Raw genomic sequence first — 24,285 nt, forward strand, 5'->3', positions numbered from 1 at the left:
TTTATCTTATAAATTTATCTGCAACATATACAATTTGCAATAAGGTGATATACGAGACGCTTGCCAGCATTAGTTGTCTTGCTGCCTTAGAGGTTCGTTTTTTAAATAATTCGAAAGCATAGTACAACATAAATAGCCCAAGAGCAAAAACAATTATCGCCGCAACGATTGATAATTTCAAATCTCCAGTTACACCAAATACAGGGACAATAGATACTAATATGGTCCAAATCGTATACATAATAGTTTGTACAGCGGTACCTTTATCTCTTTTTCCTGTGGGTAGCATATAAAATCCACCTTTCTTATAATCTTCAAATAAAAACCAGCCAATAGCCCAAAAGTGAGGAAATTGCCAAAAAAACTGCAACGCAAATAATGTTCCCGGTTCGATTCCAAAATCATTTCTTGCTGCGACCCAACCTAGCATAAATGGAATAGCTCCAGGAATAGCGCCAACAAATACGGCTAAGGGCGTTCTTGTTTTTAATGGTGTATATACACAAGTATATAAAAAGATTGAAATAGCTCCATACATAGCCGTTCTTTCATTAATTATATACAACACAACAATCCCAAGAATCGTGAATAAGCTAGCAATAATAAATGCCGAACGTACACTCATTCGACCTGCCGGAATAGGTCTGTTTTTAGTGCGATCCATCAAGGCATCTAAATCTTTTTCAATAATTTGATTAAAGGCATTAGATGCTCCTACCATAAAATAGCCTCCAAAGGCAAGTAATACCAGTGTGTAAAGGTCTACTTCTATTGCACCAAGTAAATATCCAGCGAGTGCAGAAAATACAACACTTACAGAAAGTCTTATCTTAGTGATTTCTTTAAAATCTGAAATTATTGAAGCCTGTTTAACAGATGATTTTGTAGTACTCAATACTCGTCCTTTTATTGCGTTTGCAAAGATACTCTGAAAAAAGCTTTTGGGCAATTCTAAACATAATTAAAATCAACATAGACGTATAATACTTTCAGTACTAAAATAACGCTAAGTTTTAAATCTGAATTTAATGATTGTAAGTTTCCGTATCTTTAGGAGACTTTAGATTAAAATCTTTACACTATGAAACGTATCTCTACTCTTATCCTTTTGGCTTCCTTTTTCTTTGGAAATGCCATCTATGCACAACGCTTTGACAATGTTAAAATAGAAACAGTAAAGGTTTCTGACCATGTTTATATGCTTATAGGTGCCGGCGGAAATATTGGTGTTTCTGTAGGCGATGATGGTGTGTTTGTTATTGATGATCAATTTGCACCTCTCACCGAAAAAATACATACAGCTATTAAAGCACTTAGTGATAAACCCATTAACTTTTTAGTAAATACCCATTATCATGGCGACCATACAGGCGGAAATGAGAATATGCAAAAATTGGGTGCTACAATTATTGCTCACGATAATGTAAGAGAACGTTTAGAGACAACCCCAAAGCGCGATGGGTCTTCTCAACCTAAGGCTGCATTGCCTGTAATTACTTTTAATGACAAGATGAGTATTCATGCCAATGGTGAAAAAATTGGTGTTTTTCACGTTGATAATGCGCATACAGATGGTGATGCCTTATTGTATTTTACAAAAAGTAATGTGCTACATACAGGAGACACTTATTTTAAAGGACGCTATCCTTATATCGATTTAAAATCTGGAGGAAGTGTTAATGGCTATATTGAAGCTGCCAAATTGGGCTTAAAACTTATTGACGACGACACCAAAGTTATTCCAGGTCATGGTACACTATCAACTAAAGACGAGTATCAATCGTTTTTGAGCATGCTGGAAGATTTAAGAACAGCTGTGCTTAAAGAAATAAAGGCTGGTAAAACTGAGGACGAAGTAGCAAAAAATGCAAGTGTTACAAAAAAGTATGATGACTTAAACTATGGAACGGGTTATATTAACTCTGAAACGATACGTCGTACATTTTACAGAAGTCTGAAGAACTAAACGTCTTAAAAATCATTATACCAATTAAATAAATCGGTTCTTAACCCAACAGTGAACCAAACGGTATCTGTATTTAATGCTGCAGCGGTATTGGTTTGCGGATTATAATTTCTGAAGGTAATATTGGTAAATAATCTGAGGTTCGTAACTGGGTTAACAACATACCCTCCGCCTAAATCGGCCTGAAAAACTGTTGTAGTATTTCCCTGTCCTACAGTAATTCCAGTATCTGCATTTCTATCAATTTCACTTCTGTAGATATTACTTCCATAGTTGAAATCATCATTGCCATCATTGAAATCAAAACCACGTTTTCCGAAGATAAATTTAGCATCTGCAAACCAACGTTTATAATGATAGCGTCCAATGGCAATAGCTTCACTAAAATTTGCTCCCCAAAGATGAGCCATAGGTTGATTGTTATGGGCATAATTTAATACAATAGAATTGTGAGAATATGTATAAGGTCTCACTCTATTGTATTCTAACTGAAGTAATAAATTATCAACCTTGAAGGCATTGAAATATTTAATACCTAGTTGATAGCCAAATTTATTTTTCCAACTTTTTTCACCTCCTGTAATATCACTTATTGAAAACTCATCAAGAATAAATTGTCCGTAAAGATTTACTTTATTATTCCATTTATATTTTGCCGAAGCTCCCAATATAGCGTTTCCTGCATCTTGACCAGTAGAAAATTCTATTGCTCGATAAAAAATAACTGGGTTTAAATAATTAATATCGAAACCTCTATTATTGTCATTGCTCCAAAGTACAGATTCAAATAAGCCAATATTTAAACGTTTTGAAACATTCCAACTTAAATAGTGATTGGCCATATATTTTGTTAAAAAAGCGCCATCTTCCCTTACTTCTGCTCTAACATCTCTAAGCCACATCCAAGTATTGGTATATTTTATTTTCCAAAACTTAGTGTTTAATTTCAAAAATGGATATGGACTCGTGGCATCACTTTGTAATAGTGATCTATAGCCATCTCCAATAAAATTCTTACCGTGTCCAAATTGAATATTTATAAAACTAGCAGGTGTATAAGACAAATATGCTTCTGCTACAGGGTAATCAAAACCATCATCTTTAAATATTTTTGCTAAACCTCTTCCGGGAACAATTGGTTCTCCACCAGCCGCTGTAAGTGCATTTGCATATTCGTTAAAATATTGAGCAAAACGACCTTGACTCTCATAAATAGATGCCGAAAAATTAAATTTTTTCCCAAGTCCACCTTGAATAAATATCCCTCTTGTATTGTTATAGGTTGTACTAAAATCGGCTTCAGTGTCTTTTCCCAGTTGCAAATCAAACACAGGATCAACTGTAAACCAATAATCCTTACCTTGTACCTGTACTAAATGCTCATTCCACAACTTTCTGCTCCACCACGCATCACTCCCTTTAACTAGCGCTTCTTTTTCGGCTTTAAAGTCATAATATTTGGCCACATCTTCATAAATAAAAGGTTTTGAGGCTGTATGACTATTAGTTCCCAATCCGTTCATTTGTTGATCAAAACGTGCATAATAATTATGTGTAAAAGGAATATTTAACTGGCTACTATATTCTAATTTTTCATACTTAACGATGCTGTCATTTACATTATCAAATTCATTACTCACATCAGCATTGAGGTTTTCTACCTTTCTAATGTCTAGACTTGAGGTGTCTTCTTCTTGAGTTTTAATTTCTGAAGGGTCTTCTAACGGGATTTTAATACTGAGTGAATATTGAAAAAATGTAGGTCTACCATTATAGGTTCCTGGTGTTACTTTTGGTAAGGCTTCAAAAATGCGTTTGGTTTCATCCATTAGTTCTTTATAAACGGCATCCACATAAAGTATGGTAATCTGTCCTTCTTTATCAACTTCAAAAAGCACATTAACCTCACCTGTATAGTTGTCATCAGAAACTATTTGGGGCATCTTAAATGAGGTGTAAATCTCTGTATTCAATTTAGTATTAAAACAGGCTTTTAATGCTTCTATGGGTTGTGATTCGCAGCCTGGATAAATAGGTGATTTCTCAAAAGTTGATACATTTTGTGCAGTTAATAAACCAAAAGAAAATAAAACAATGAATAAGAAGCTATTCTTCATAGAGCGAGCGCATCACATTAGTTGTCGAAAGATACTATTTTTTTCAAAAAGCAAGCAATAAAAAAAAGACAGTCTAGATGGTTTTAGGCTGTCTTTTTTATTTTGCAACTAAAGTGATATTAATTATCTACCTTAAATACAATTGGAAGGTTGTATATTACTGAAACAGGCTTATCTCTTTGCAATCCTGGTTTCATTTGCGGAATCTTTTTGGTTAATCGTTCTGCCTCTTTTTCTAAGCTTGGGTGAGGTGCTCTTGTAAGTACTTCGGTAATATTTCCATTAGGACCTATTTTAAACTGTACTTGAATTTTTTGAACACCACTTAAGCCATGTTCTGCAGCCAAATCTGTATTGAATTTCTTTTGCACCAATCGTCCTAACTTATCCGACATACATTTTACGCGTTCCTTATTGGTTTTCTTTTTTTCACAACCTGGGTAAATAGGTACAACTTCCACACCTACCAATGTGAAAACCTCTGGAATAGTATCTACTTCCCCTGGATCAACAACGCTATCAGGGTCAACTATTGGTCCAGGAGTTGGATCTGGAGCTGTTAAAAATTCTGGAGTTTCTGGTGTTGAATCAGTATTGTCTACAACTTTTGGCGGCTGTGTTAATACAATTTTCTTTTTCTGCTGTTTAGCAGGATCTTGTTTTGGCGTATCTGGTTCTGGAATAACTTGGGTGGTAAAATACATGTCCTCATCAGGCTCTAAATAAACAATTCCATCGGTTGTAGCCTTGTGTTCAAATTGCATTTCAAACATGGCATAGGTCCCTAAGAGGCAAAGAATCAAACCAATTTGAAAATAAAGCGACGAGTTTTTTTGTAAATTTGCATCGTGCTTGTGTGGTTTTTGCACTGTTTTATTGCTCTGACCAGCAATGTTGTGCGATTTGTCAAAATCTTTCATAATACTTAATTTATAATGTTAATATTATGATAAAAACACAATAAGCATACCAAAGTAAAAATCCCATCTAATTAATTAGATGGGATTTTGAAATTTTATGATATATCTTATAATATCTAGTCTTGCACTTGGAATAGGATTGGTAAAGAGTAAGGTACTGTAACCGCCTTACCTCTTTGCTTACCAGGTTTCATTTTAGGTAAAAGTCCAATGACACGCTTAGCCTCTTTTTCAAGACCTGGATGCGGAGCTCTGGCCTGAACACCAATTATGTTTCCTGTTTTATCTATTTTGAAAATCACATTGATACGCTGTCTTCCAGATAATCCTAGATCACTAGCTAAGTCTGTGTTAAATTTCTTATTTACAAACTTGCTAATCTTGTCAGACATACACTGCTTTTTCGCATTGTTACCTTTTTCTTTTTCGCAACCTGGAAATACAGGTACGTTTTCAATTACTGCAAAAGGAACTTCAATATCTTCTTCAACCTCTTCTACTTCTACTTCTTCAACTTCAACAATTTCTTCTTCTTGATCTGTTTCTGTAGATTCAATTACGGTTTCTTCAATTTCTTTTTCATCTTCCACAATCTCTATTTCCTCAGGTACCACTGGTGGTGGAGGCGGTGGAGGTGGTGGAATAATTTCTTGGTTTGTAATTGGAATTTCTTCATCTTCAAGAGCATCCAAATCTAGTTGTCCTATATCGATGGCTTCTTTTTCGTAAGACTTATAATTGATAGTCATATACGTTAAAGCTAGCATCAATACCATACCTACTGCAAAATAAAGCGAGCTATTTCTGCTTACATCTGATTTTATATTCTTTTTAGGTTCCATGTGCTTAAAAGGTTTTAAGAATGCTAAATTAACCAATTATTTGTTAAAAAAGCAAGCTATTATTTCATTTTAACTTTAGTTTATTTCTAAATTTCAACACAACAGTTGCAAATAAGACTCCTAGACTATTTGCAAGTGCGTCATAAACATCCAATGTTCTGTAAGATGTTATTAGGTTTTGTAAAACCTCAATAATAATGCCATAAAGGATTACAACAATTGCAGATATTACTATTGCATTACGCATTTGCTTTGTATTGCAATAATTAAAAACCAGCAACGCAAATACAAAATAGGCTAAAAAGTGATAAATTTTATCATCAAAAGAAGAGCCTAAACTTGGGAAATCTCCAATAGTTGCTAAACTACCTATTGTTAATGCCAGTGCATATAAAATGACAACAGGCAATGCCCATTTTTTAAGCGCCAACAATAGCTTTGTAATCATCGGCTGATAACAAGTTATCTATTTGAGAGGCATCAGAAAACTTAATTTTTATCATCCAACCATCTCCATAGGGGTCAGAATTCACTTTTTCAGGTTCATCTTCAAGAGTTTCGTTAAATTCTGTAATTTCACCCGATAATGGTAAAAACAAATCTGAAACTGTTTTAACAGCTTCAACAGTACCAAAAATTTCTTCGATCTCTAATGTTTCGTCAACTGTTTCTACTTCAACATAAACAATATCTCCAAGTTCGCCTTGAGCAAAATCTGTAATGCCAACTGTAGCTGTATCACCTTCTATTTTAACCCACTCGTGGTCTTTGGTGTATTTTAAATCTGATGGTATATTCATCTTATAAATTGAAATTAATGTATGACTACAAATGTAATTTTTTTAGACTTTAATTACTACTTAATTTCCAAAATTGTATCGTAAGGTAAATCCAGATCTAATGGTTGTTTGTGGAAATGCCGTAGAGATTTCATATTCTGAAAATGTATAATCGAAGTAGAAAATAGCTGTGAGGTTTTTAGTAAACGCATAATCTGCGGTATACTTAAGTCCCCAAATTGTTTGACCTTGAGTAATTTGATTATTCTCAATATCCAAATACCTAATGATCGTTTTATTATTTCTTACTGAAATATCTGCTTTCATATTAAGATCACTCTTAATCACTTGTCTCGGACCTGCTAACTTAGATCGTATACGAAGATCTTTTATACGATATCCTAATCCTAAAATGTATTCATTACCTTGAATTTCGGTAAGTAGATTATTATCAAAACTCAACGATAAGATTCTATCTTTTTTCATCTCGGCTAAGATTTTAATCGAGTTTTTCATTTCAAAATCTAATCTAAACAATGGGCTAAATTGCTCTTCTAAGTTAATATTACTATAGATTGTTCCGTTTTTGAAGTTACCTGATTGATCTAAAACATCCTGGTTTTGATTTTCATAAGGTACACCTGGTTGTAACAATGTAGGATCTAAATCTAAGTTTGTTCTAAACTGATTAATTGTATAGCTAGAGCGATAACCATGAGTGATAGAGAAACGCTTAAAATTCTTTTTAAACCATTTCATTTTCATGAAGCCTGTATACTTTAATTGCCAATTTGGAATTGGTATATCTCTAAACGCCGATAAACTAATCTTATCTGGATTTGTTCCTTTATAGGCTGCTAAAAATGCAGGCAATAATACGGCTTGACTGTTTTTTCCGAATCCAAGAGGATAACCTTCACCATCAACACCGAAGTTATTGTTGCCGTAGAAATTTCTTGCCAATCGTCTAGCAACTGTTAATCTATTATTTCTAAAATCTTCAAAAGCGGCAGATTGGTTTTCATCACTTTTACTAAATGCTGTCTTTATTAAAGCTGTTGAAATATTAAAGTTTCCGAAGGAGTTTGTAATCAACCTATTGTAGGTATTACTAAAACCATCACCATTTGTATCTGTCGTATTGAAATTTTGTGTTGTGTTTTCAGAGTATACGCGTCCTCCTGTAAGGTCGATATTTAAATCTTTGATTAATTCTACATCTGCTGAAATATCTAAAATACGATTTCTGGTTTCACTATATTGTTGATTAAAATCAGGGAATACTGTAAGCCATCCATTACGTGCCGCTAAATCTCTAATATCACGTTGACTTCCAAAAGTATAACCTAATGTAGGTTTAAATGTTCCTATGAAACCAGGTGTTCTGAGATAACCAGGAAGATAAGACCCATTGTTTTCGGTGTAATTTATTTGAACACGTTTTACTGCAGTTAATAAATCAATGGCACCATCTAATATTTTAGAACCTGCGCCTTTCTTTGACTGCTGAGTGGCATTATTTGCAGTTGTAGCATTACCATCCTTAGTTAAGGCTCCTGGAGTAGCTGCTCTAGATCTTGATGTTCTGGTTTTCTTTTTGGTTAACCCAACATGTTTATATAATGTCTCTAGATTAAATGTTGAGTTAATATTATGTGTGTTGGCATTTTGGATTGAATTACCCAAGTTATAGGTTGTAAATGTTCCGTCTTCATTTTGAATTGGTAAATTACTATTCAAATCAGATCCTTTTTGCCATTGGAAATCTCCAGTATAAGAATACGTAGCGCGGATAAAACTCAACGTAGGAATCTTATTTAACGGCAATTCGTAATTAACCTGTAATTGTTGGTTTTGAATATTAGGATCACCAAGATCAAAGAAGCCATCCCAAACGTCTAGGCTTGGGTCTTGTCTGCCATTTATAATACCTCCAACAAAATAATTTCTTACAATGTTAGTATTAGCAGCTGTAAAGTTTAAACTCAAGGCTCTTGTTAAATTATAATTAATGGCATATTGCGTGTTGAAATTATAATTTCGTCTAAACAGTTCTTGTAAACCAATATTATCACCAGTTAAGTCAACTTCTCTAAATTTCTGCTTATTAAACTGCCTAATAATATCTGTATTGACAGAAAAACTGGTAGGAATTGGGTTAAAATTAAAGTCCTTTAATATTTTCCAATATTTTCCTGTAAACAGCGAATCATTCTTTTTAAAAGGTTCTATACTTTTTGGCTCAAAAGTGTAGTTATAATTTACACCAGCTCTTACATTTTGACTTAGAGAATTTTCAATTTCAAAGTCTCGTCGCTCTTCTTTGTTATAGGAATAATTAAATGTTAAGTTTTCTACATCATAAAATCTCGGTTTCTTATCTGTAGTTCTATTTTTTCTAACACCAATAAAATTGATACTTTTTCGCTTGGTATAATTCTCATTAACATTTAAAATTGAATCTCTATTGGTTGTATTATCTAATTGTGTTTGCAGTTTAATATCTCTATAGAATTCGTCATATTCTGGCGTTATAATTTGTTCTCCAACCGCATAATTAAATGGCAACTGAATGCCCCATTTTTTAGGTAATAGTTGTCCAAGGTTTAAATTGGTAACAATATCATACTGCTCAACATCTTCACGGCTTCTTTCATTTGGTCTTTGTTCTACTGAGCCAAAGCCAATTGTACTTTTTCGTCCTGTTGCACTTATATTTGCAAAATCTGCAAAGTTAGCATCCAAGGCTCCAACTGCAGCCCATCCACCTTCATTATCTAAATCGGCTAAACGCAATTCATTAAACCAAATTTCTCCGCACGCATCTGTACCACTTTGACCAGAGTTTTTTACACCAACCATAAGTACACGAACGTCCCCAAAGTTAGGATTACCTTTTATAGCGACTCTTTGCTGACCAATAGTGTATGGGTCGAACTCGGCCACTTGGGTAAGTTCTCCATTTACCAAATCGTAGAATGTAGGATCGATATTAGCCAATGTTCCGTTGGCAATACCGAGAGATTTCATTTGTTCTAAAACATCCAATTCTACATTAATCTCATTAACTTCTGGCCAGATACTTTCTGGAGTAGACATTCCTGAAGACACTTGTAAAGGAACTTCTATTTGATAGAAATTCTGGGTGAAATCATTACCCATTCTAATAAACCCAACAAGGTCGCCATCATTAAGTGTTCCTGTATCTCCTTCTTCAGCATGAATAAACATTCGCAGTTTATTATACTGGCGCATGTCTACATTTATATTTTTAAAGACTCCTCTAGAATCTTCTGGTTCTAAATCACAAACCTCAACTTGTAATGACTGTTCATTTTGTCTAATAATGTTGTTGTTGTTATTCAACTGTTCTAAAACAACACCTGGAGGTAATACATAATTACCATCATTCTCTTGAAGCCCAACAACACCAACAGTAAACTCTGTGTTGTCATTATCATTATTTGGCTCATCATCTAAGGTTAATGTGTAACGTCTCCAATCACTTCTAACGAGGTCTAAAGTTGCAAAACGTAATACTGTAGTCTCTGTAAAATCTTCTAAAAACAAACGCGCAAAACGTACAGATCTAATATCTGATATACCTCCTACAGCCGTTCTAAATGGGCTTTCTCCTATTGGAACTCTAAATTGATACCATCGCACTGATGCTGTTTGTCCGTTTGGCAAAGTTACATCTCTATCTTTTACATCGTTTATTTGAGGGTTATTAATATCGAGTGTATTTTGATTAATCTCAATTTCATATTGATAGTAACTATCAATTGTATTCATTGTATTATCCCTATTGATATCTTCAACATCTGGTTGAGGCGTTGACCCTCTATTTGTATCTGTAAACACATCTGGGGAGTTCCCTTGCTGACCGTTATATTGCTTGTAACGTTCAAAGATATTTCCTGTAGTATTTAGATAATATGTATAGTTATCTTTTGCCGGATCCGGTCCAAACAATGCACCATTAGTAAATTGTAATGCTTCTTCTGTATCGTCATAACCATCATAACCTACATCTTGATTAGTACGTTGTTCTCCACCTGTAGAAAATGTATAAATTAAAGATTGGTTTCGTGGTACTACGCTTTCATATGCGGTTTGAGGTAATAATGGTGTTATATCTCCATTTTCTGGCAATCCGTTTTCATATTGCTTTTTCCCATCTTTTAATATATCTTCTGAAATATTACCAAGATTGACAAATAACTTTCCTGACAAACCACTCGCTGGTGGTGCATTAAGGAAAGGGTCTTGTAACCAAAATTCTATATACTCAACGTTGGCTTGTTCAAAATCTGTAGAGGTTATCTGTCTTGTAATCCCTGCCCAACTAGTTGCAGGATCTAAATTGTCATTTACAGCACCTGGATCAAAGTTATATGGCCCTCTTTCTGTTGGGTAATACACCAAATCTAAGGTGTTAATCACAGTACTTTGCCCTTGAGCAATATCAATTTCAGGAAAAACTTCATCTATAAAAACACGCCTTGTATATAAATCAGAAACATCATCGTCACTAATATCATCCGGTCTTTGGTTGCTATAGAAAATTGGGTCGATTGTATACCAGTTTAAGAATGCTCTTCCATATCCATTTTCAATTCCTGGGTTATTTATCGCGTCATTTTCTGGCACACCGTTAACTGTACGAGGTCTACTAGATAAGAACCAAGATTGTGGTGATAATAAATCGATAGCGCCTTGTGTTCCTTCAAAATCATCTACATACGCCGTAGCTTCACTATTAAAATCGGTGCCTTTTGGAGCGCCTGGCGCCAAATAGGCAAATTCACCTCTTACCGAAAGATTTGAAGGCGCATCTGTATCAATATTAGGCAACTTGTTCACCAATCTTGTAAAGAACGGTACTTCTGTAGAGTAGTTTCCGTTGAATCCAAAAATAGTGTTGTTAATTGGCTCTGTGTTATAATTTGCTTTCTGTGTGATAGGACGTTCATTAAGGTTTAATAAGGTTGCACCTAGCACAAAACTTTCATTAAATTGATGCTCTACGTTAACCCCTGTAAAACGTCTTGTTTGCTGTCCAAATACAGCGTTATTTTCTACGGAAACATTAATAGGAATATTAGACGATTTTAAGGCTTCATCAATGATGTAAACACGACCTATTTGATAGTTTACAGTATAGTCTTGTCCTTCAACAAGCGTTCTACCTCCAGCGGTAACAATAACAGATCCTCTTGGCACATTGAAAGCACCTAAAGGAATCCCATCGCCTCCAGAAGATTTAAAACGACCTTTAATTTGGAACTTATTTTTTTCAGCTTCATCTAAAGCCGCTGTTTTTGTTTGTTTATATAGAATATCATAAACATACTTTTCTTGATTGAGATTGGCATACGTGTCTTGTTCATAATCCACCTCATTGTTATTGGGGTTACCATCATCATCAAGAATATCAAAAAGGTAGCGACCAAAAGGCTCTACTTTGGTAAAGATAATTTTGCCGTTTTCGGTTAACACGGTAAGTCCTGGAACAAAGTCAAAAAATCCATCACCATTTATTTGCGGATCTCTGTTGAAATTTAATTGGTCTAAATGAAATAATCTAATTAAAGGTGTGTCAATTATTTCACCATCATCAGTATTATCAAATGGTGTGTTGTTATCAAAAATAGGGAATGACGTCCCTTCAACAGGAGCAATATAATTAAGTGGTGATGCTTCTGTATAGAATATATTTAATCTAAAATCTTCTTGATCTAGCTGAAATGCACCAGTATCATAGATGTTCTTCATCATTAAATCCCATATAGGTTGATTCACATCTGTGATTGGACTCTTAAGCATTTTAACAATTAAACTTTGCGTAGATCCAACCGCAATTACAAAACTATCATTAATTCCATCTGCATTGGTATCTGGTCCATTATCTATAAGCCCATCACCATCGACATCAGAATCTGTTGCATCGTTAATACCATCGCCATCGGTATCTACACCATTATCGGCCGTACCATCACCATCTTGATCAACATCGGCAACATTAGGAATGCCATCACCATCTTGATCGTCGGCAGTTGCTGTAGAATTCACACCATCGTTGGCAAATTCACCAACTTGAAACACTTCACCTCCAATAGTATATTGGAATGCTACTGCTACAATTTCATCATTTAATAATCTCTGATTTAATGAAATATATCCCAATTGTGTGTTAAGTGTATAGTCTCTCCCTTGCTCTAATTTTCTTGCATTTTCTAATTTACCAAAATCAAACCCTTCATTGGCTGGTGTTAAAATCCCTTGCTCTGCAGTAGTGATATCTCTAACACTTGGCGATAAGAACGAACCAGCTCCACCAATATTAGTTGGATCGAAGGCATTGTTTCCGTTATCTGGAAATTGCGAACCTCCAGGGTTCAAAAAACCACCAGGAGGCACTCCTCCGTTAAGTCCTATGGTTTCAAATTCACCAATATCTTGTAGCGCTACAATATTTCTTACGTTTTCTGTTTGGTTACTTCTATTCGTTACCCAAACCTCAATTCTGGTAATTTGAATATTATTATTGATAAACGGGTAGCGACGAATAGCATCGTCATAAGAATTTCTAAAGTATTGTGCTAAGAAATAGTGCCTGTTTTCGTCATAATCTCTAGCAAAAAACTCAAACTCTTCTACTGTCCCTCCTCCTTGAGCAACAACCGATTGCGATTGCGATTTTTGTTCAGAAAAAATAGCTGTCACTCTCGTTTTTCCAAATTGTAATTCGGTTTTTACTCCAAATAAACTTTGAGCACCTGTAATTAATGAGCTATTAATTGGCATGCTCACATTACCAACTTCTATCTTTCTAACAATATCGTCTTCTGTAGGTGTATATTCTAACTTAGTAAGTTGCTGAAAATCAAAAGTAGACTCTGTGTCGTAATTTACAGTTACTTGTAAACGTGTACCTACTTTTCCTAATAAACTTAAGCTAATACGTTGATCAAAATCAAAGGTAAAATTACTTCTATTTCTTGGTGAGAATGTTGGATTATCTTGTTTTGTAAATAACACACCTAAATCAACCTCGGCAGAACCTTGTGGAATTACTTCTATAGTATTTCCTCCAAAAATAGATTCAAAGAAACTTGAGTTAACGTATAATTCTGGTATTAAGTTTTTTTGTTGATCTTCGGCTCCTTCTTTCTTTCCTTCCTTAGCGTCAATTTTTTGTTTATAGTATAACCGTTGTTGTTCCATTAACACCAGTTTTTGAAACTCGGCTGGTGTAAGAATGATTGGATAATTAATATTAAAACTTCCAACTTTTTCAGTATAAATGTACCTATCTGTTATTGGGTCATAAGTGTATTTAGAAACAATACTTTGTGGATTAGGAAATTTTAAAACGCCAAGAGAGAAACCTGTTTTTGTCGAATCTTGAGTTGCTGGTGTTGTCTGTGAATAGCCAAAATTGCTAACCAACATACATGCTAGAGCAAACAAAAGGTAACGCGATGATTTTGATATAGTAAAGTTAGTTGTAATCAAATTTTATAAATTTTTTAAAGCTTCTTTAATAATAGTTTCAACACTTGCATCTGGTTGAAGAGACACAATTTTATCCACGACACGTTCGGACTGCTTTTTAGCAAATCCTAAAACTTCTAAAGCTGATAACGCTTCATCTTTGTTGGTATTGTTTTTATTAACAGAAACTTCGTCAATATCGTAAACTTTTAGCACTTTATCCTTTAAATCTAGTATTACACGGGCTGCTGTCTTGGCACCTATACCTTTAATAGATTGTATTAGGGCCACGTCACCATGAGCAATACCTTCTTTTACCTGTTGCGGGGATAATGACGACAACATAGTTCTAGCTGTGTTGGCTCCAATACCGCTTACCGAAATTAAAAGCTTGAAAATTTCGCGCTCTGCAACAGAAGAAAAACCATATAACGTATGAGAATCTTCTCTAACAATTAAATGTGCATATAGTTTAAGCGCTTCCCTATCTGGAATTTGAGAAAACGTGTGTAATGATATATTTAAAAGGTAACCAACACCATTGCAATCTATAACGACATCTGTTGGATTTTTCTCCACCAATTTACCTTGAATGTGTGTTATCATTTACTCGCTTTCGTTAAAAACTCAAATGTAATAAAATTATTTACATTTCAAAGGTGATTATTTGGCTAAAACGCTATGATTATTAGCTTCTTTTTTTACTTTTTTGTTGTGCATCAATAACAGCAATAGCAGTCATATTGACTATTTCGTCTACACTAGCATCCAATTGTAGGATATGGGCTGGTTTTTTCATGCCCATCATAATTGGACCGATAGAGTCTGCTTTATTGAGTTCTTTAAGTAATTTATAGGTAATATTTGCCGACTCTAAATTTGGAAAAATAAGTGTATTTACTTTTTTCCCAGCTAGCTTTGAAAACGGAAATATATCTTGAAGCATTTCTTTATTAAGTGCAAAATCAGTTTGTAATTCACCATCTACAACCAAGTTTGGATGTCTCTTATGCAGATATTCTACGGCTTCCCTAACCTTAGTAGCTGTTTGGTTTTTAGAAGAACCAAAGTTTGAATATGAAATCATTGCCATTACGGGCTCCATACCAAACATTTTAACAACACCAGCTGTCATTTGAGCAATTCTTGTAAGGTCATTCGCTGATGGGTTGATGTTAATGGATGTATCACTTAAAAACATCGGGCCACGTTGAGTCATCATCACGTTAGTAGTTGCTATTCTGGTAGATCCAGATGCCAAACCAATAAGCTCTAACATAGGCTTTACAACAGATGGATAACTTCTAGAGTAACCTGATATTAAAGCATCGGCATCACCTTCGTTAACCATCATTGCTGCAAAATAATTACGCTCACGCATTAATTTTTCAGCAGAAAACAAGGTCACACCTTTACGTTTACGTTGCTCCCAATATACTTTAGCATATTCATTTTTGCGTGCTTCTTCTTCATCAGATTTTGGATCAATAATCTCTAAATCGCCTTCAAATTCAATCTCTTCCATGAGCATAAGAATCTTATCCCTTCTTCCCAATAATATTGGTATGGCAATACCTTCATCATAAACAATTTGAGCCGCTTTCAATACATCTAACTGATCTGCTTCGGCAAAAACAACACGCTTAGGGTTTAGTTTTGCTCTATTTAATAGGAGCCTAACAATTTTATTATCTGAACCTAATCGTTCTAAAAGTTCATCCTTATATTTTTCCCAATCTTCAATTGGCTCTTGGGCCACTCCGCTTTCCATCGCTGCTTTTGCAACAGCAGGCGGTACTTCAGCAATTAATCTTGGGTCGAAAGGCTTAGGAATGATATAATCTTTTCCAAAAGTTAAACGGGTTTCACCGTAGGCAATATTTACTTGTTCTGGCACAGGCTCTTTAGCCAGTTTAGCTAAGGCATATACTGCTGCCATTTTCATTGCTTCATTAATTTTGGTAGCACGCACATCTAATGCGCCTCTAAAAATAAAAGGAAACCCAAGTACATTATTTACTTGATTTGGATGATCACTTCTACCTGTAGCCATAATAATGTCGTCGCGAGTATCTATTGCTAATTGATACTTTATTTCGGGATCTGGATTAGCCATGGCAAAAACCACAGGGTTTTGAGCCATCATTTTCAACATGTCTTGCGATACTATATCAGCTTTTGATAAGCCTATAAAAACATCGGCATCTTTCATAGCCTCGTCTAGTGTATCTATTTTCCGATGTGTAGCAAATTCGGCTTTTTCCTTTGTAAGGTTTTCTCGATCATCTCTAATCACGCCTTTACTATCTAACATCACCATGTTTTCGCGCTTTGCTCCACAGGCTTGATATAATCTAGAACACGAAATAGCAGCCGCTCCAGCGCCACTTATAACAATTTTCACATCTTGAATACTTTTTTCCGCTAATTCTAAAGCGTTTAGTAAAGCTGCCGCAGAAATAATAGCTGTTCCATGTTGATCGTCATGCATTACTGGAATATCCAGTTCTTCTTTTAACCTACGTTCTATTTCAAAGGCTTCTGGTGCTTTAATGTCCTCAAGGTTAATTCCCCCAAATGTTGGTGCAATATGTTTTACCGTTTCTACGAATTCGTCAATATTTTCAGTGTCAACTTCGATGTCAAACACATCAATATCTGCAAAGATTTTAAAGAGTAAACCTTTACCTTCCATAACGGGTTTAGATGCTTCCGGACCAATATTCCCTAAGCCTAAAACTGCAGTTCCGTTAGAAATTACGGCAACCAAATTTCCTTTGGCAGTATATTTATAGGCATTATTTTTATCTTTTTCTATTTCTAGACAAGGCTCTGCAACTCCAGGAGAATAAGCCAAAGATAAATCTCTTTGAGTGGCGTATTTTTTGGTTGGAACAACCTGAATCTTTCCAGGGGTTGGTTTTGCATGATAAACTAAGGCTTCTCTACGTTTACTTTGCTTGCTCATATATGTTATGTGAATTAATCAATAATTATCGCTTCGGACAAACCGAATTACAAATGTAAGTGTTTTATGAGAAATGAAATATAAAAGCAAGAGAGATATAAAGACACTTTCGTGCACTAACTACCTAAAACTTCTCTTAGTTGATAAAAGAACCGTTCAATTAAACGCAGGTCTTCTGTTATAATTTCAGCAGAACCCAACATCTCTTGTTTAAATTCTATTTTTTTATTGTAAGATGTTACAAGTTCTTTAGGCAATTTTACATTGACTAGATACAATCCATCTTTATCAGGAATTGCCGAAATGTACATGACCTTACCATTTAAAACTCCAAACTCCGATTTTGGAAAGTTATCCACTTTGACGTTTACTGTTTGATCTATTTTTATCTTACCCGAATTTTGAGCAGGTGTTTTTAATTTAGCTATGAATGTTGAACTTTCATTGGGGATAATTGTAAACACCAAATCACCTTGATTCACTGTTTGGTTTGTATTATAATAATTTAAAAATGATACTTGTCCATTAATGGCAGATTGAAGTACATACATTTGCTCCCAGGCTTTAATTGCATTTTTTAACTGATTAAATGATTGAATGACGTTTTTTAGCAGTCCCATTTCTTCCTTAATCTGATTAATTTTGGAACCTTTAGATGTTTTGTGAGCATTACTAATTCTCTCTTTTATTTGAGAAATTGAAGTTTCAAAATTTTTATAGTTTCGTTCTGTTTGCGCATACTCAAGCTGCTTACTTTCATAGCTTTGTGCAGAAATAACACCTTTATCAAACAACGACTTATGACGTTGTAACTCTTTATTTTTAAATTCAAGTTCCTTTTTATTAATGCGTTTTTGAGCATTTAAACTTTGAAATCTTTGGTTTAATTCTGAAATCGAATATTGATTGGCAAGTGCTTCATTTGAAAACGGCTGTAACTCCTTATTCAGTTTATATTGAATATAACTATTTTCAAACAGTGCATATTGGGTATCAATGTCACCTAAAAACAATATTGGCATGCTATCAATAGGAAAGTTGACCGTTTTTTTATTGATAGTTATTGTATCTAAAACTTCTTTAAGCATGAATACGTCTTGATAATTTGCCGAGTTTTCTATAATAGCTAAAGGTTGAGATTTTCCAACCTCTTGATTATCAGAAACCAATAATGCATTTAGTTTTCCTGTTACCTTTCCATATATTTTTTGAGATGGGATTTCTGTGGTAACTACTGCTTTTGCATTTATGATATCAGGGTATTTCACGAACCAAGATATACACAAAAGCATAATTATAAGTAACATGATTAATGTGTTTCCCCAAAGAATCATCCAATTAGGTATGGCATCTAGAATGTCTTGAACTTGTTCGCTGCGAAGTTCTATATTATTGTCTGGCATACGTATATGATTTAAAACATAAGAGCATTAATGCAAATGCCCTTATGTTTGTTATAATTTAGCTACATGATGCAGCAAATGGGCATGGTGTTCTTGGGTCTCCAACCCATCCATTACATGATCCGTCAGAGCACCATTCACAGCAGAAACCTAACCCGCCTCCATGAATTTGCATTTGCTCTATTTTTGTTATAACTGTTCCCAGTTTTAAAAGATTTTTCATAATTAAAAAATTTTAATATTAATTGTCTGTAACCATTTTAAGACATTTACAGTTTATGTCTATCTCTCGCTAAAATATCTTTACTGCCCTAGTTCTAATTGGTTTTTCACCAAATTGTAATACCCTCCTTTTAAGGCGATTAATTCTTTATGGGTTCCTATTTCTGAAATGTTACCATTATTTAGTACGACAATTTGATGTGCATTTTTCACAGTACTCAATCTATGCGCAATAACCACAGCCGTTTTATCTTTAAAAAATGTGTCTAATTTTTTCATGATTACTTTTTCATTATTAGCGTCTAAGGCCGAAGTGGCTTCATCAAAAAACAAGAACTTTGGGTCTTTATAAACCGCCCGAGCAATAAACAACCGTTGTTTTTGTCCTGTGCTAAGACCAGATCCTTCTGCTCCAATTTTAGTATTGTAACCTAAAGGCAAGCTGTCTATATAATCTGAGATGTTAGCAACATCAATAGCGTGTGCTAACTTGTCTTTATCAATATGATCTTGCCCTACAGCAATGTTATTAGCAATCGTATCATTAAACACATAGCCTTCTTGCATTACTACTCCACAATGCGCTCTCCAAGTTTGTTGAGATACTGTATTTAAGTTAAATTTATCAACGTTGATTTCTCCTTGATCTGGTTGGTAAAAACGCAACAACATTTTCATAAGTGTTGTTTTTCCAGAACCACTTACCCCAACAATAGCTGTTGTTTTATTAGCAGGTATTGTAAGCGATAAATTTTTTAGTACAGGTTCTAAGGCTCCTGTGTATCTAAATGAAATTTCATGTAATGCTATAGTTGCATTTACAGGAATTGAATTTATCTTTTCTTCATCGTTTTCCTCTTCTTCCATATTGTGTATTTCTCCTAATCGATCAATAGATATTTTTGCATCCTGAATATCTCTCATGAAATCAATGAGTTGAGCAATAGGCCCATTTAACTGACCTACGATATAACTAATTGCTAACATCATACCTAAGGTAATATCTCCATCGATAACTAGTTTTGCAGACAGTACAGTAATAGACATGTTTTTAATTTCATTGATAAAGTTTGAGCCCACACTCTGTGTTTGTTCTAGGGCTAAACTCTTTGAAGCGATTTTAAATAAACGGGCTTGGACATATTCCCAATTCCATCGCATACGTCTTTCGGCGTTATGCAATTTAATTTCTTGCATTCCGCCAATTAACTCAATCACTTTACTTTGCTCATCACTTATTTCTGAAAATCTCTTATAATCTAAAACCGCTCTCTTTTTAAAAAAGAACAAAACCCATCCGAAGTAAAACACACTTCCGATAATAAATACAGCAAATATTTGAAGGCTGTAATAGCCTAAAACAAGACCAAATATTATGAGATTAAAAAATGAAAAAAGCATGGTTAAAGAGGAGGTGGTAAGTATACGTTCAATACGTTTGTGATCATTTATTCTTTGTAGCAAATCTCCAGTCATTCGTACATCAAAATATGAAATAGGTAACTTCATAAGCTTGATAAAAAAGTCTGAAATCAATGAAATATTAATACGTGTACTTAGATGAAGTAGAATCCAACTTCTTATAATTTCTAAACTAGCTTTACCAATAAAGAGTGCTATTTGGGCAAAAAGTATGAGATAGATGAAATTTAAATCTCGATTATTAATGCCTATATCTACAATACTTTGGGTTAAAAACGGAAGAATTAATTGTAATAAGCTCCCAGCCAATAGCCCAATAATTAATTGAATAATGAACTTTTTGTACCGAAAGAGGTACTTAAAAATGAAGTTAAAGCCAAATTTTTCATCATCATCAAATTCAGATTTATAAAACTGAGGTGTTGGGTCAAGCATTAAGGCTATGCCTTCTTCTGTTATATCGTTGGCATTGTTACCAATCCAAAATTTAATAAACTCTTTTTTTGTGTAGGTTAGTAAGCCTTGAGCCGGATCGGAGATATGAATTTTGTCTTTTTTTACTCGATATATAACAACATAATGTTTTTTATTCCAATGCACAATACAAGGTAGTGGTGCTTCCTTTAATTTATTAAATGACAATTTAACTCCCAATGAACGAAAACCAATAGATTCGGCAGCTTCACTTAAGCCTAACAAACTACTTCCTTCTCTGGTAGTTTCACTTAGCTGTCTTAATTGTTGTGTATTGATTGTTTTACCATAATGTTTAGCAATTATTTTAATACATGTTGGACCACAATCTTTAGCTTCTGTTTGTCTATATGTTGGGAACTTTTTCAAATTTATTCTATTGGTACTAGATTTATAATTCAATTAAAAGCGAATAATAAAGACTAAAAAAAGGCCAGGATTACTTAACAATAATCCTGACCAATGATGAATCTTATAAGATATGATAATCTACACAAAGTCCATTTTTGCAAAAGTAGTCTCCTGGACATTCTCCAAATGGACCACATCTTTGGTAAATAATATCAAATCCTCCACCGTTTATTGATTCTTGTTCTGTTTTGCTCAATTTTTGAGCACCATCTATGTTTAATAAATTTTTCATAATTAAATATTTAAGAATTATAGTGAAACATTTAAAGACACTCACTGATTATGTCTACTTCATGAGTTAACACATTATCCCCAAATAAAAATTAATTCTATTTGAGGATAATGGCTTGCTCTAATTAAGGATTACAACAAGGTCTGTTCTTGGTGTCATACTTACATGGCACACAATGGTTTCCATTACAGAACCGTTCTGTTGGACAGCCGCTACAAGTCGTTCCTGAACAAGGAATGTAATCGTAACCACCCTTAATTTGCAATTGCTCATTTTTATCTAATTGATGAGCTCCTTCAAGATTTAATAATTTTTTCATAATTAAAATTTTAAAGATTATAATTACAGTAAACATTTAAAGACACTCACTGCTTGAGTCTATTCTTCGCGAGAGAATATTTTTAAGACGCTATTGCCTTAGTATTTGATAGTATTGAAGATGCGTTTTGAAATTGTATTAAATCATCTATAAAATAGACAAGGTCTAATCTGTCGTACTCATAAGGGAATAGCTTGTTATTTATATATAAAGCAGGAGTAAAATTGACAGCATTAGCTTCACACCAATTACTTTGTTTTTCTAAAATAGAATCATAACCTGTCGACACGTTTTGAGGTTGATTCCATAACCAATTTTCAAGGTTAACATCATCACTATAGACGTCTGCCAAAACCTTTAAAGTTTCTGTTTCTCCTTTTGAATTATACACTTCAAGGAGTCTTGACGCAATCTTATATAGTTGACTGTTTTGATTAGTGACATCTGAATTAAACCGTATTGTTAGATTTATTTTATTTCCAACTTTATGTATTAACTGTTCAATATCGTTATGAGCTTTTTTACAGTAATAACATAATGGGCTTGTAACTAATACTAAATGTATTGAGGCCTTTGGGTTTCCAAAGGACAGCTCTCCTTCTATTGGCGTAAAATTTCCCAAAGTATCTCCTTCATTAAGAAGTACATTAAATAAAGAAAAATTACGCTTGAATTTATGATGCTCGATTTCTGTTTTCTCTAAAGATGTCTTTTTCTTTAATAAAGGTTTGAAAAAGCTCCAAAAGCCAATTACTGTAATTAATGCTATAAAAAACAACACTGTACTCTGGACGTCAAATGCTATTAACTCTACATAGGCTTTGGTAAAAAATAACGCCCCTATTTGAAACATGAATACAGATGCAATTACAAGACACAACGGGCACCATTTCTTAACAACGTTATATTGATAGTATATCGAGTATAATACAAAAGGAAATGCCAATAGCGTAACTATTGACATTATTGAGAAATTAGGGTTTTTACTAACAAATAGTAAAAACCAACATAAACTATAACACGAAAACACCACGATGCTAATGTCATTTAATTTGATTGCTCCCAAAATAGTAGCTCCTTTCGAATTTAATACGGCGTCACAACTTGTTTTTTGAGATAAGTTGCAAAAACTGTTTGCTGTACTTGATTGCGTGCCTAACTCGTGTCTTAACACAAATACACTTACCATAAGACCAAGACCACTTAAAAGAAAATGCACTTGAGCAAAAAGGATATTGTATGAATACATTAAATATCCTGTGAAAAGAATTCCTAAAACTATCAATATCTGTTTAGTGACTTTTGTTATTGGATTGTTAATAGCTTCCTTTACAGTTTCATCTTTCTCGATAGCTACTATTATTCCATTCCATTGCTCCAAAAATTCTTCTTTTGTAACGAATCTATTTTTATTGGTGTCAGTTAAAATTTTAATCCTATTTTTCTTCTTCTCGATTAAAGCTAGGTGATCTCCTTTGTCTATAGAAACATTAGCAATAAAACTTATTGGCAGTTGTTCGAATATGTCATTGTTGACAGCTAGCTGTAATGCTAAATTTGGTATATTAAAATGATCTAAAACGCCTGTGAGTGCATGTAAACTTGGATAAGACGGATGACTTGACAATTGCAGTTTTAGCTCCTCATTATTGATTTTAATATTATTGTTTACAAGGAGTTTTTTCAGAATTTCATATAAGTGATTTTGCATAACAATACGAGCGGTTTTTCATTTGTTATGCTGAAATTCATCAAAAAAAAATTAGTTTACTATAGCTAATTCAAAAGCGCTAGTAATTATTTCATATTCGTAATACAACGCCAATATGAACTAAAAAAACCTCTTAAATTAAGAGGTTTGTATCAAGAGGTATTTTAAAATTATATAGGAAACAGTGTAAAGTCTACAATTTCAGAAAATTCATCATAATCACATTCATCTGCCGCTCTATAAGGTCTTACAACAATTAAATTGTCATAAATATTACCTATCGCACTACCATGTATTGAAATTTGATTGACATTACATTCATTAGAATCAAAATGCTCAAATCCTATATTCATATGCGTCGTATTCATTGGATGAGCAGAAGACAAGATATTTTGAGATAAGTCGAGACCTGCCGTTACATATATCTCTAAGCAATGCTCCTCTATTAGATAATCTACGTAAGCATCAAATGTTTGATTTGGCAAAGCGCATGGCATTGGATCGCAAGGCGGAGGCGTTGGCCGCAATTTTGGTTTTCCTTGATTCTCACATGGATTATGCGCATAACCATTAAAAATATTGAACTCATGTTCAAAGGCATCCCGAAACGATTGGTTTGTTTGCTGAATGTTTAATAAATCTGATAACTTAACAATTGCGTGGTCATTGTTAAGCATACCTGAATTATATAGATTCACAAATTGATTTGCACCATCGACTTCCTTAATTAATATTTGAGCAGTCATAAAGGCAACCCATTGCATATTGTTTTCTAGTGCTTCGGCAGCGCTAATTTGAGCCTGAGATTGTGCTTTGCCTCTAGCATACATTTCTGTCTCTTGTATGTTTTGACCGTTCGTTTCGTCACTTACATTTTCTTTTTCACAAGACTGAGCATTGATTATTACTAGCAATACAAAAGCTAGTTTATGGAAATTTTTCATAAGACAACTGATTTTTTTACCCAATTTAATGAATAATCGTTTTTAAAATTGGGGG

The 24,285-nt window shown here is 33.9% G+C and carries 17 protein-coding genes; 1 reads left to right on the forward strand and 16 read right to left on the reverse strand.

Annotation, left to right across the window (positions count from 1 at the left end):
- Window position 1: 1 nt before the first annotated feature.
- Window positions 2-895 (reverse strand): heme o synthase, encoded by an 894-nt coding sequence (cyoE, locus tag Q0893_RS00100; protein ID WP_299271736.1) that lies wholly within the window; start codon window positions 893-895, stop codon window positions 2-4.
- 186 nt (window positions 896-1,081) lie between these two features.
- On the opposite strand from cyoE, the gene Q0893_RS00105 reads away from it, so the two are divergent.
- The gene (locus Q0893_RS00105; protein ID WP_299271738.1) at window positions 1,082-1,966 is read left to right on the forward strand and encodes an MBL fold metallo-hydrolase; all 885 of its coding nucleotides are present in this window, start codon (window positions 1,082-1,084) and stop codon (window positions 1,964-1,966) included.
- Window positions 1,967-1,971: 5 nt separating this feature from the next.
- Here Q0893_RS00105 and Q0893_RS00110 read toward each other — a convergent pair whose 3' ends face one another.
- The 15 genes from Q0893_RS00110 to Q0893_RS00180 all read right to left on the reverse strand — a co-directional run bounded on the left by Q0893_RS00110 (window position 1,972) and on the right by Q0893_RS00180 (window position 24,230).
- Entirely contained in the window at window positions 1,972-4,083 is a 2,112-nt protein-coding gene (locus Q0893_RS00110) for a gliding motility protein RemB (RefSeq protein WP_299271740.1), read from the reverse strand.
- Window positions 4,084-4,202: 119 nt separating this feature from the next.
- Window positions 4,203-5,003 (reverse strand): energy transducer TonB, encoded by an 801-nt coding sequence (locus Q0893_RS00115; RefSeq protein ID WP_299271741.1) that lies wholly within the window; start codon window positions 5,001-5,003, stop codon window positions 4,203-4,205.
- A 116-nt stretch (window positions 5,004-5,119) separates the two neighbouring features.
- Window positions 5,120-5,845, reverse strand: coding sequence for an energy transducer TonB (locus tag Q0893_RS00120; RefSeq protein WP_298904468.1), 726 nt, complete (start codon window positions 5,843-5,845; stop codon window positions 5,120-5,122).
- Between the two features lie 64 nt (window positions 5,846-5,909).
- Window positions 5,910-6,293, reverse strand: coding sequence for a VanZ family protein (locus Q0893_RS00125; protein WP_298904467.1), 384 nt, complete (start codon window positions 6,291-6,293; stop codon window positions 5,910-5,912).
- Complete coding sequence (gene gcvH, locus Q0893_RS00130; RefSeq protein WP_298904466.1) at window positions 6,265-6,645, reverse strand: glycine cleavage system protein GcvH; 381 nt, start codon at window positions 6,643-6,645, stop codon at window positions 6,265-6,267. The genes Q0893_RS00125 and gcvH overlap by 29 nt, the downstream gene beginning before the upstream one ends.
- Window positions 6,646-6,705: 60 nt before the next feature.
- Entirely contained in the window at window positions 6,706-14,142 is a 7,437-nt protein-coding gene (sprA, locus tag Q0893_RS00135; RefSeq protein ID WP_299272629.1) for a cell surface protein SprA, read from the reverse strand.
- Between the two features lie 6 nt (window positions 14,143-14,148).
- Window positions 14,149-14,730: a Holliday junction branch migration protein RuvA gene (ruvA, locus tag Q0893_RS00140; protein ID WP_298904465.1), complete on the reverse strand. Its 582-nt coding sequence runs from the start codon at window positions 14,728-14,730 to the stop codon at window positions 14,149-14,151.
- Window positions 14,731-14,812: 82 nt separating this feature from the next.
- The gene (locus Q0893_RS00145; protein WP_298904464.1) at window positions 14,813-17,092 is read right to left on the reverse strand and encodes an NADP-dependent malic enzyme; all 2,280 of its coding nucleotides are present in this window, start codon (window positions 17,090-17,092) and stop codon (window positions 14,813-14,815) included.
- A gap of 116 nt (window positions 17,093-17,208) precedes the next feature.
- On the reverse strand, window positions 17,209-18,495 hold the full coding sequence (locus Q0893_RS00150) for an HlyD family efflux transporter periplasmic adaptor subunit (protein WP_299271746.1): 1,287 nt from the start codon (window positions 18,493-18,495) through the stop codon (window positions 17,209-17,211).
- Between the two features lie 58 nt (window positions 18,496-18,553).
- Window positions 18,554-18,718, reverse strand: a complete 165-nt coding sequence (locus tag Q0893_RS00155; protein WP_298904462.1) for a hypothetical protein — start codon at window positions 18,716-18,718, stop codon at window positions 18,554-18,556.
- Between the two features lie 80 nt (window positions 18,719-18,798).
- Complete coding sequence (locus Q0893_RS00160) at window positions 18,799-20,982, reverse strand: peptidase domain-containing ABC transporter (RefSeq protein ID WP_299271748.1); 2,184 nt, start codon at window positions 20,980-20,982, stop codon at window positions 18,799-18,801.
- A gap of 103 nt (window positions 20,983-21,085) precedes the next feature.
- Complete coding sequence (locus Q0893_RS00165; protein ID WP_298904460.1) at window positions 21,086-21,256, reverse strand: hypothetical protein; 171 nt, start codon at window positions 21,254-21,256, stop codon at window positions 21,086-21,088.
- A gap of 124 nt (window positions 21,257-21,380) precedes the next feature.
- A complete protein-coding gene (locus Q0893_RS00170) occupies window positions 21,381-21,575 on the reverse strand; it encodes a hypothetical protein (protein ID WP_298904459.1) in 195 nt (64 codons plus the stop codon).
- 82 nt (window positions 21,576-21,657) lie between these two features.
- Window positions 21,658-23,286: a vitamin K epoxide reductase family protein gene (locus tag Q0893_RS00175; protein WP_299271751.1), complete on the reverse strand. Its 1,629-nt coding sequence runs from the start codon at window positions 23,284-23,286 to the stop codon at window positions 21,658-21,660.
- Between the two features lie 170 nt (window positions 23,287-23,456).
- On the reverse strand, window positions 23,457-24,230 hold the full coding sequence (locus Q0893_RS00180; protein WP_298904457.1) for a hypothetical protein: 774 nt from the start codon (window positions 24,228-24,230) through the stop codon (window positions 23,457-23,459).
- Window positions 24,231-24,285: the final 55 nt, after the last annotated feature.

This window comes from uncultured Psychroserpens sp. (assembly GCF_947494225.1).
Classification (GTDB): Bacteria; Bacteroidota; Bacteroidia; order Flavobacteriales; family Flavobacteriaceae; genus Psychroserpens.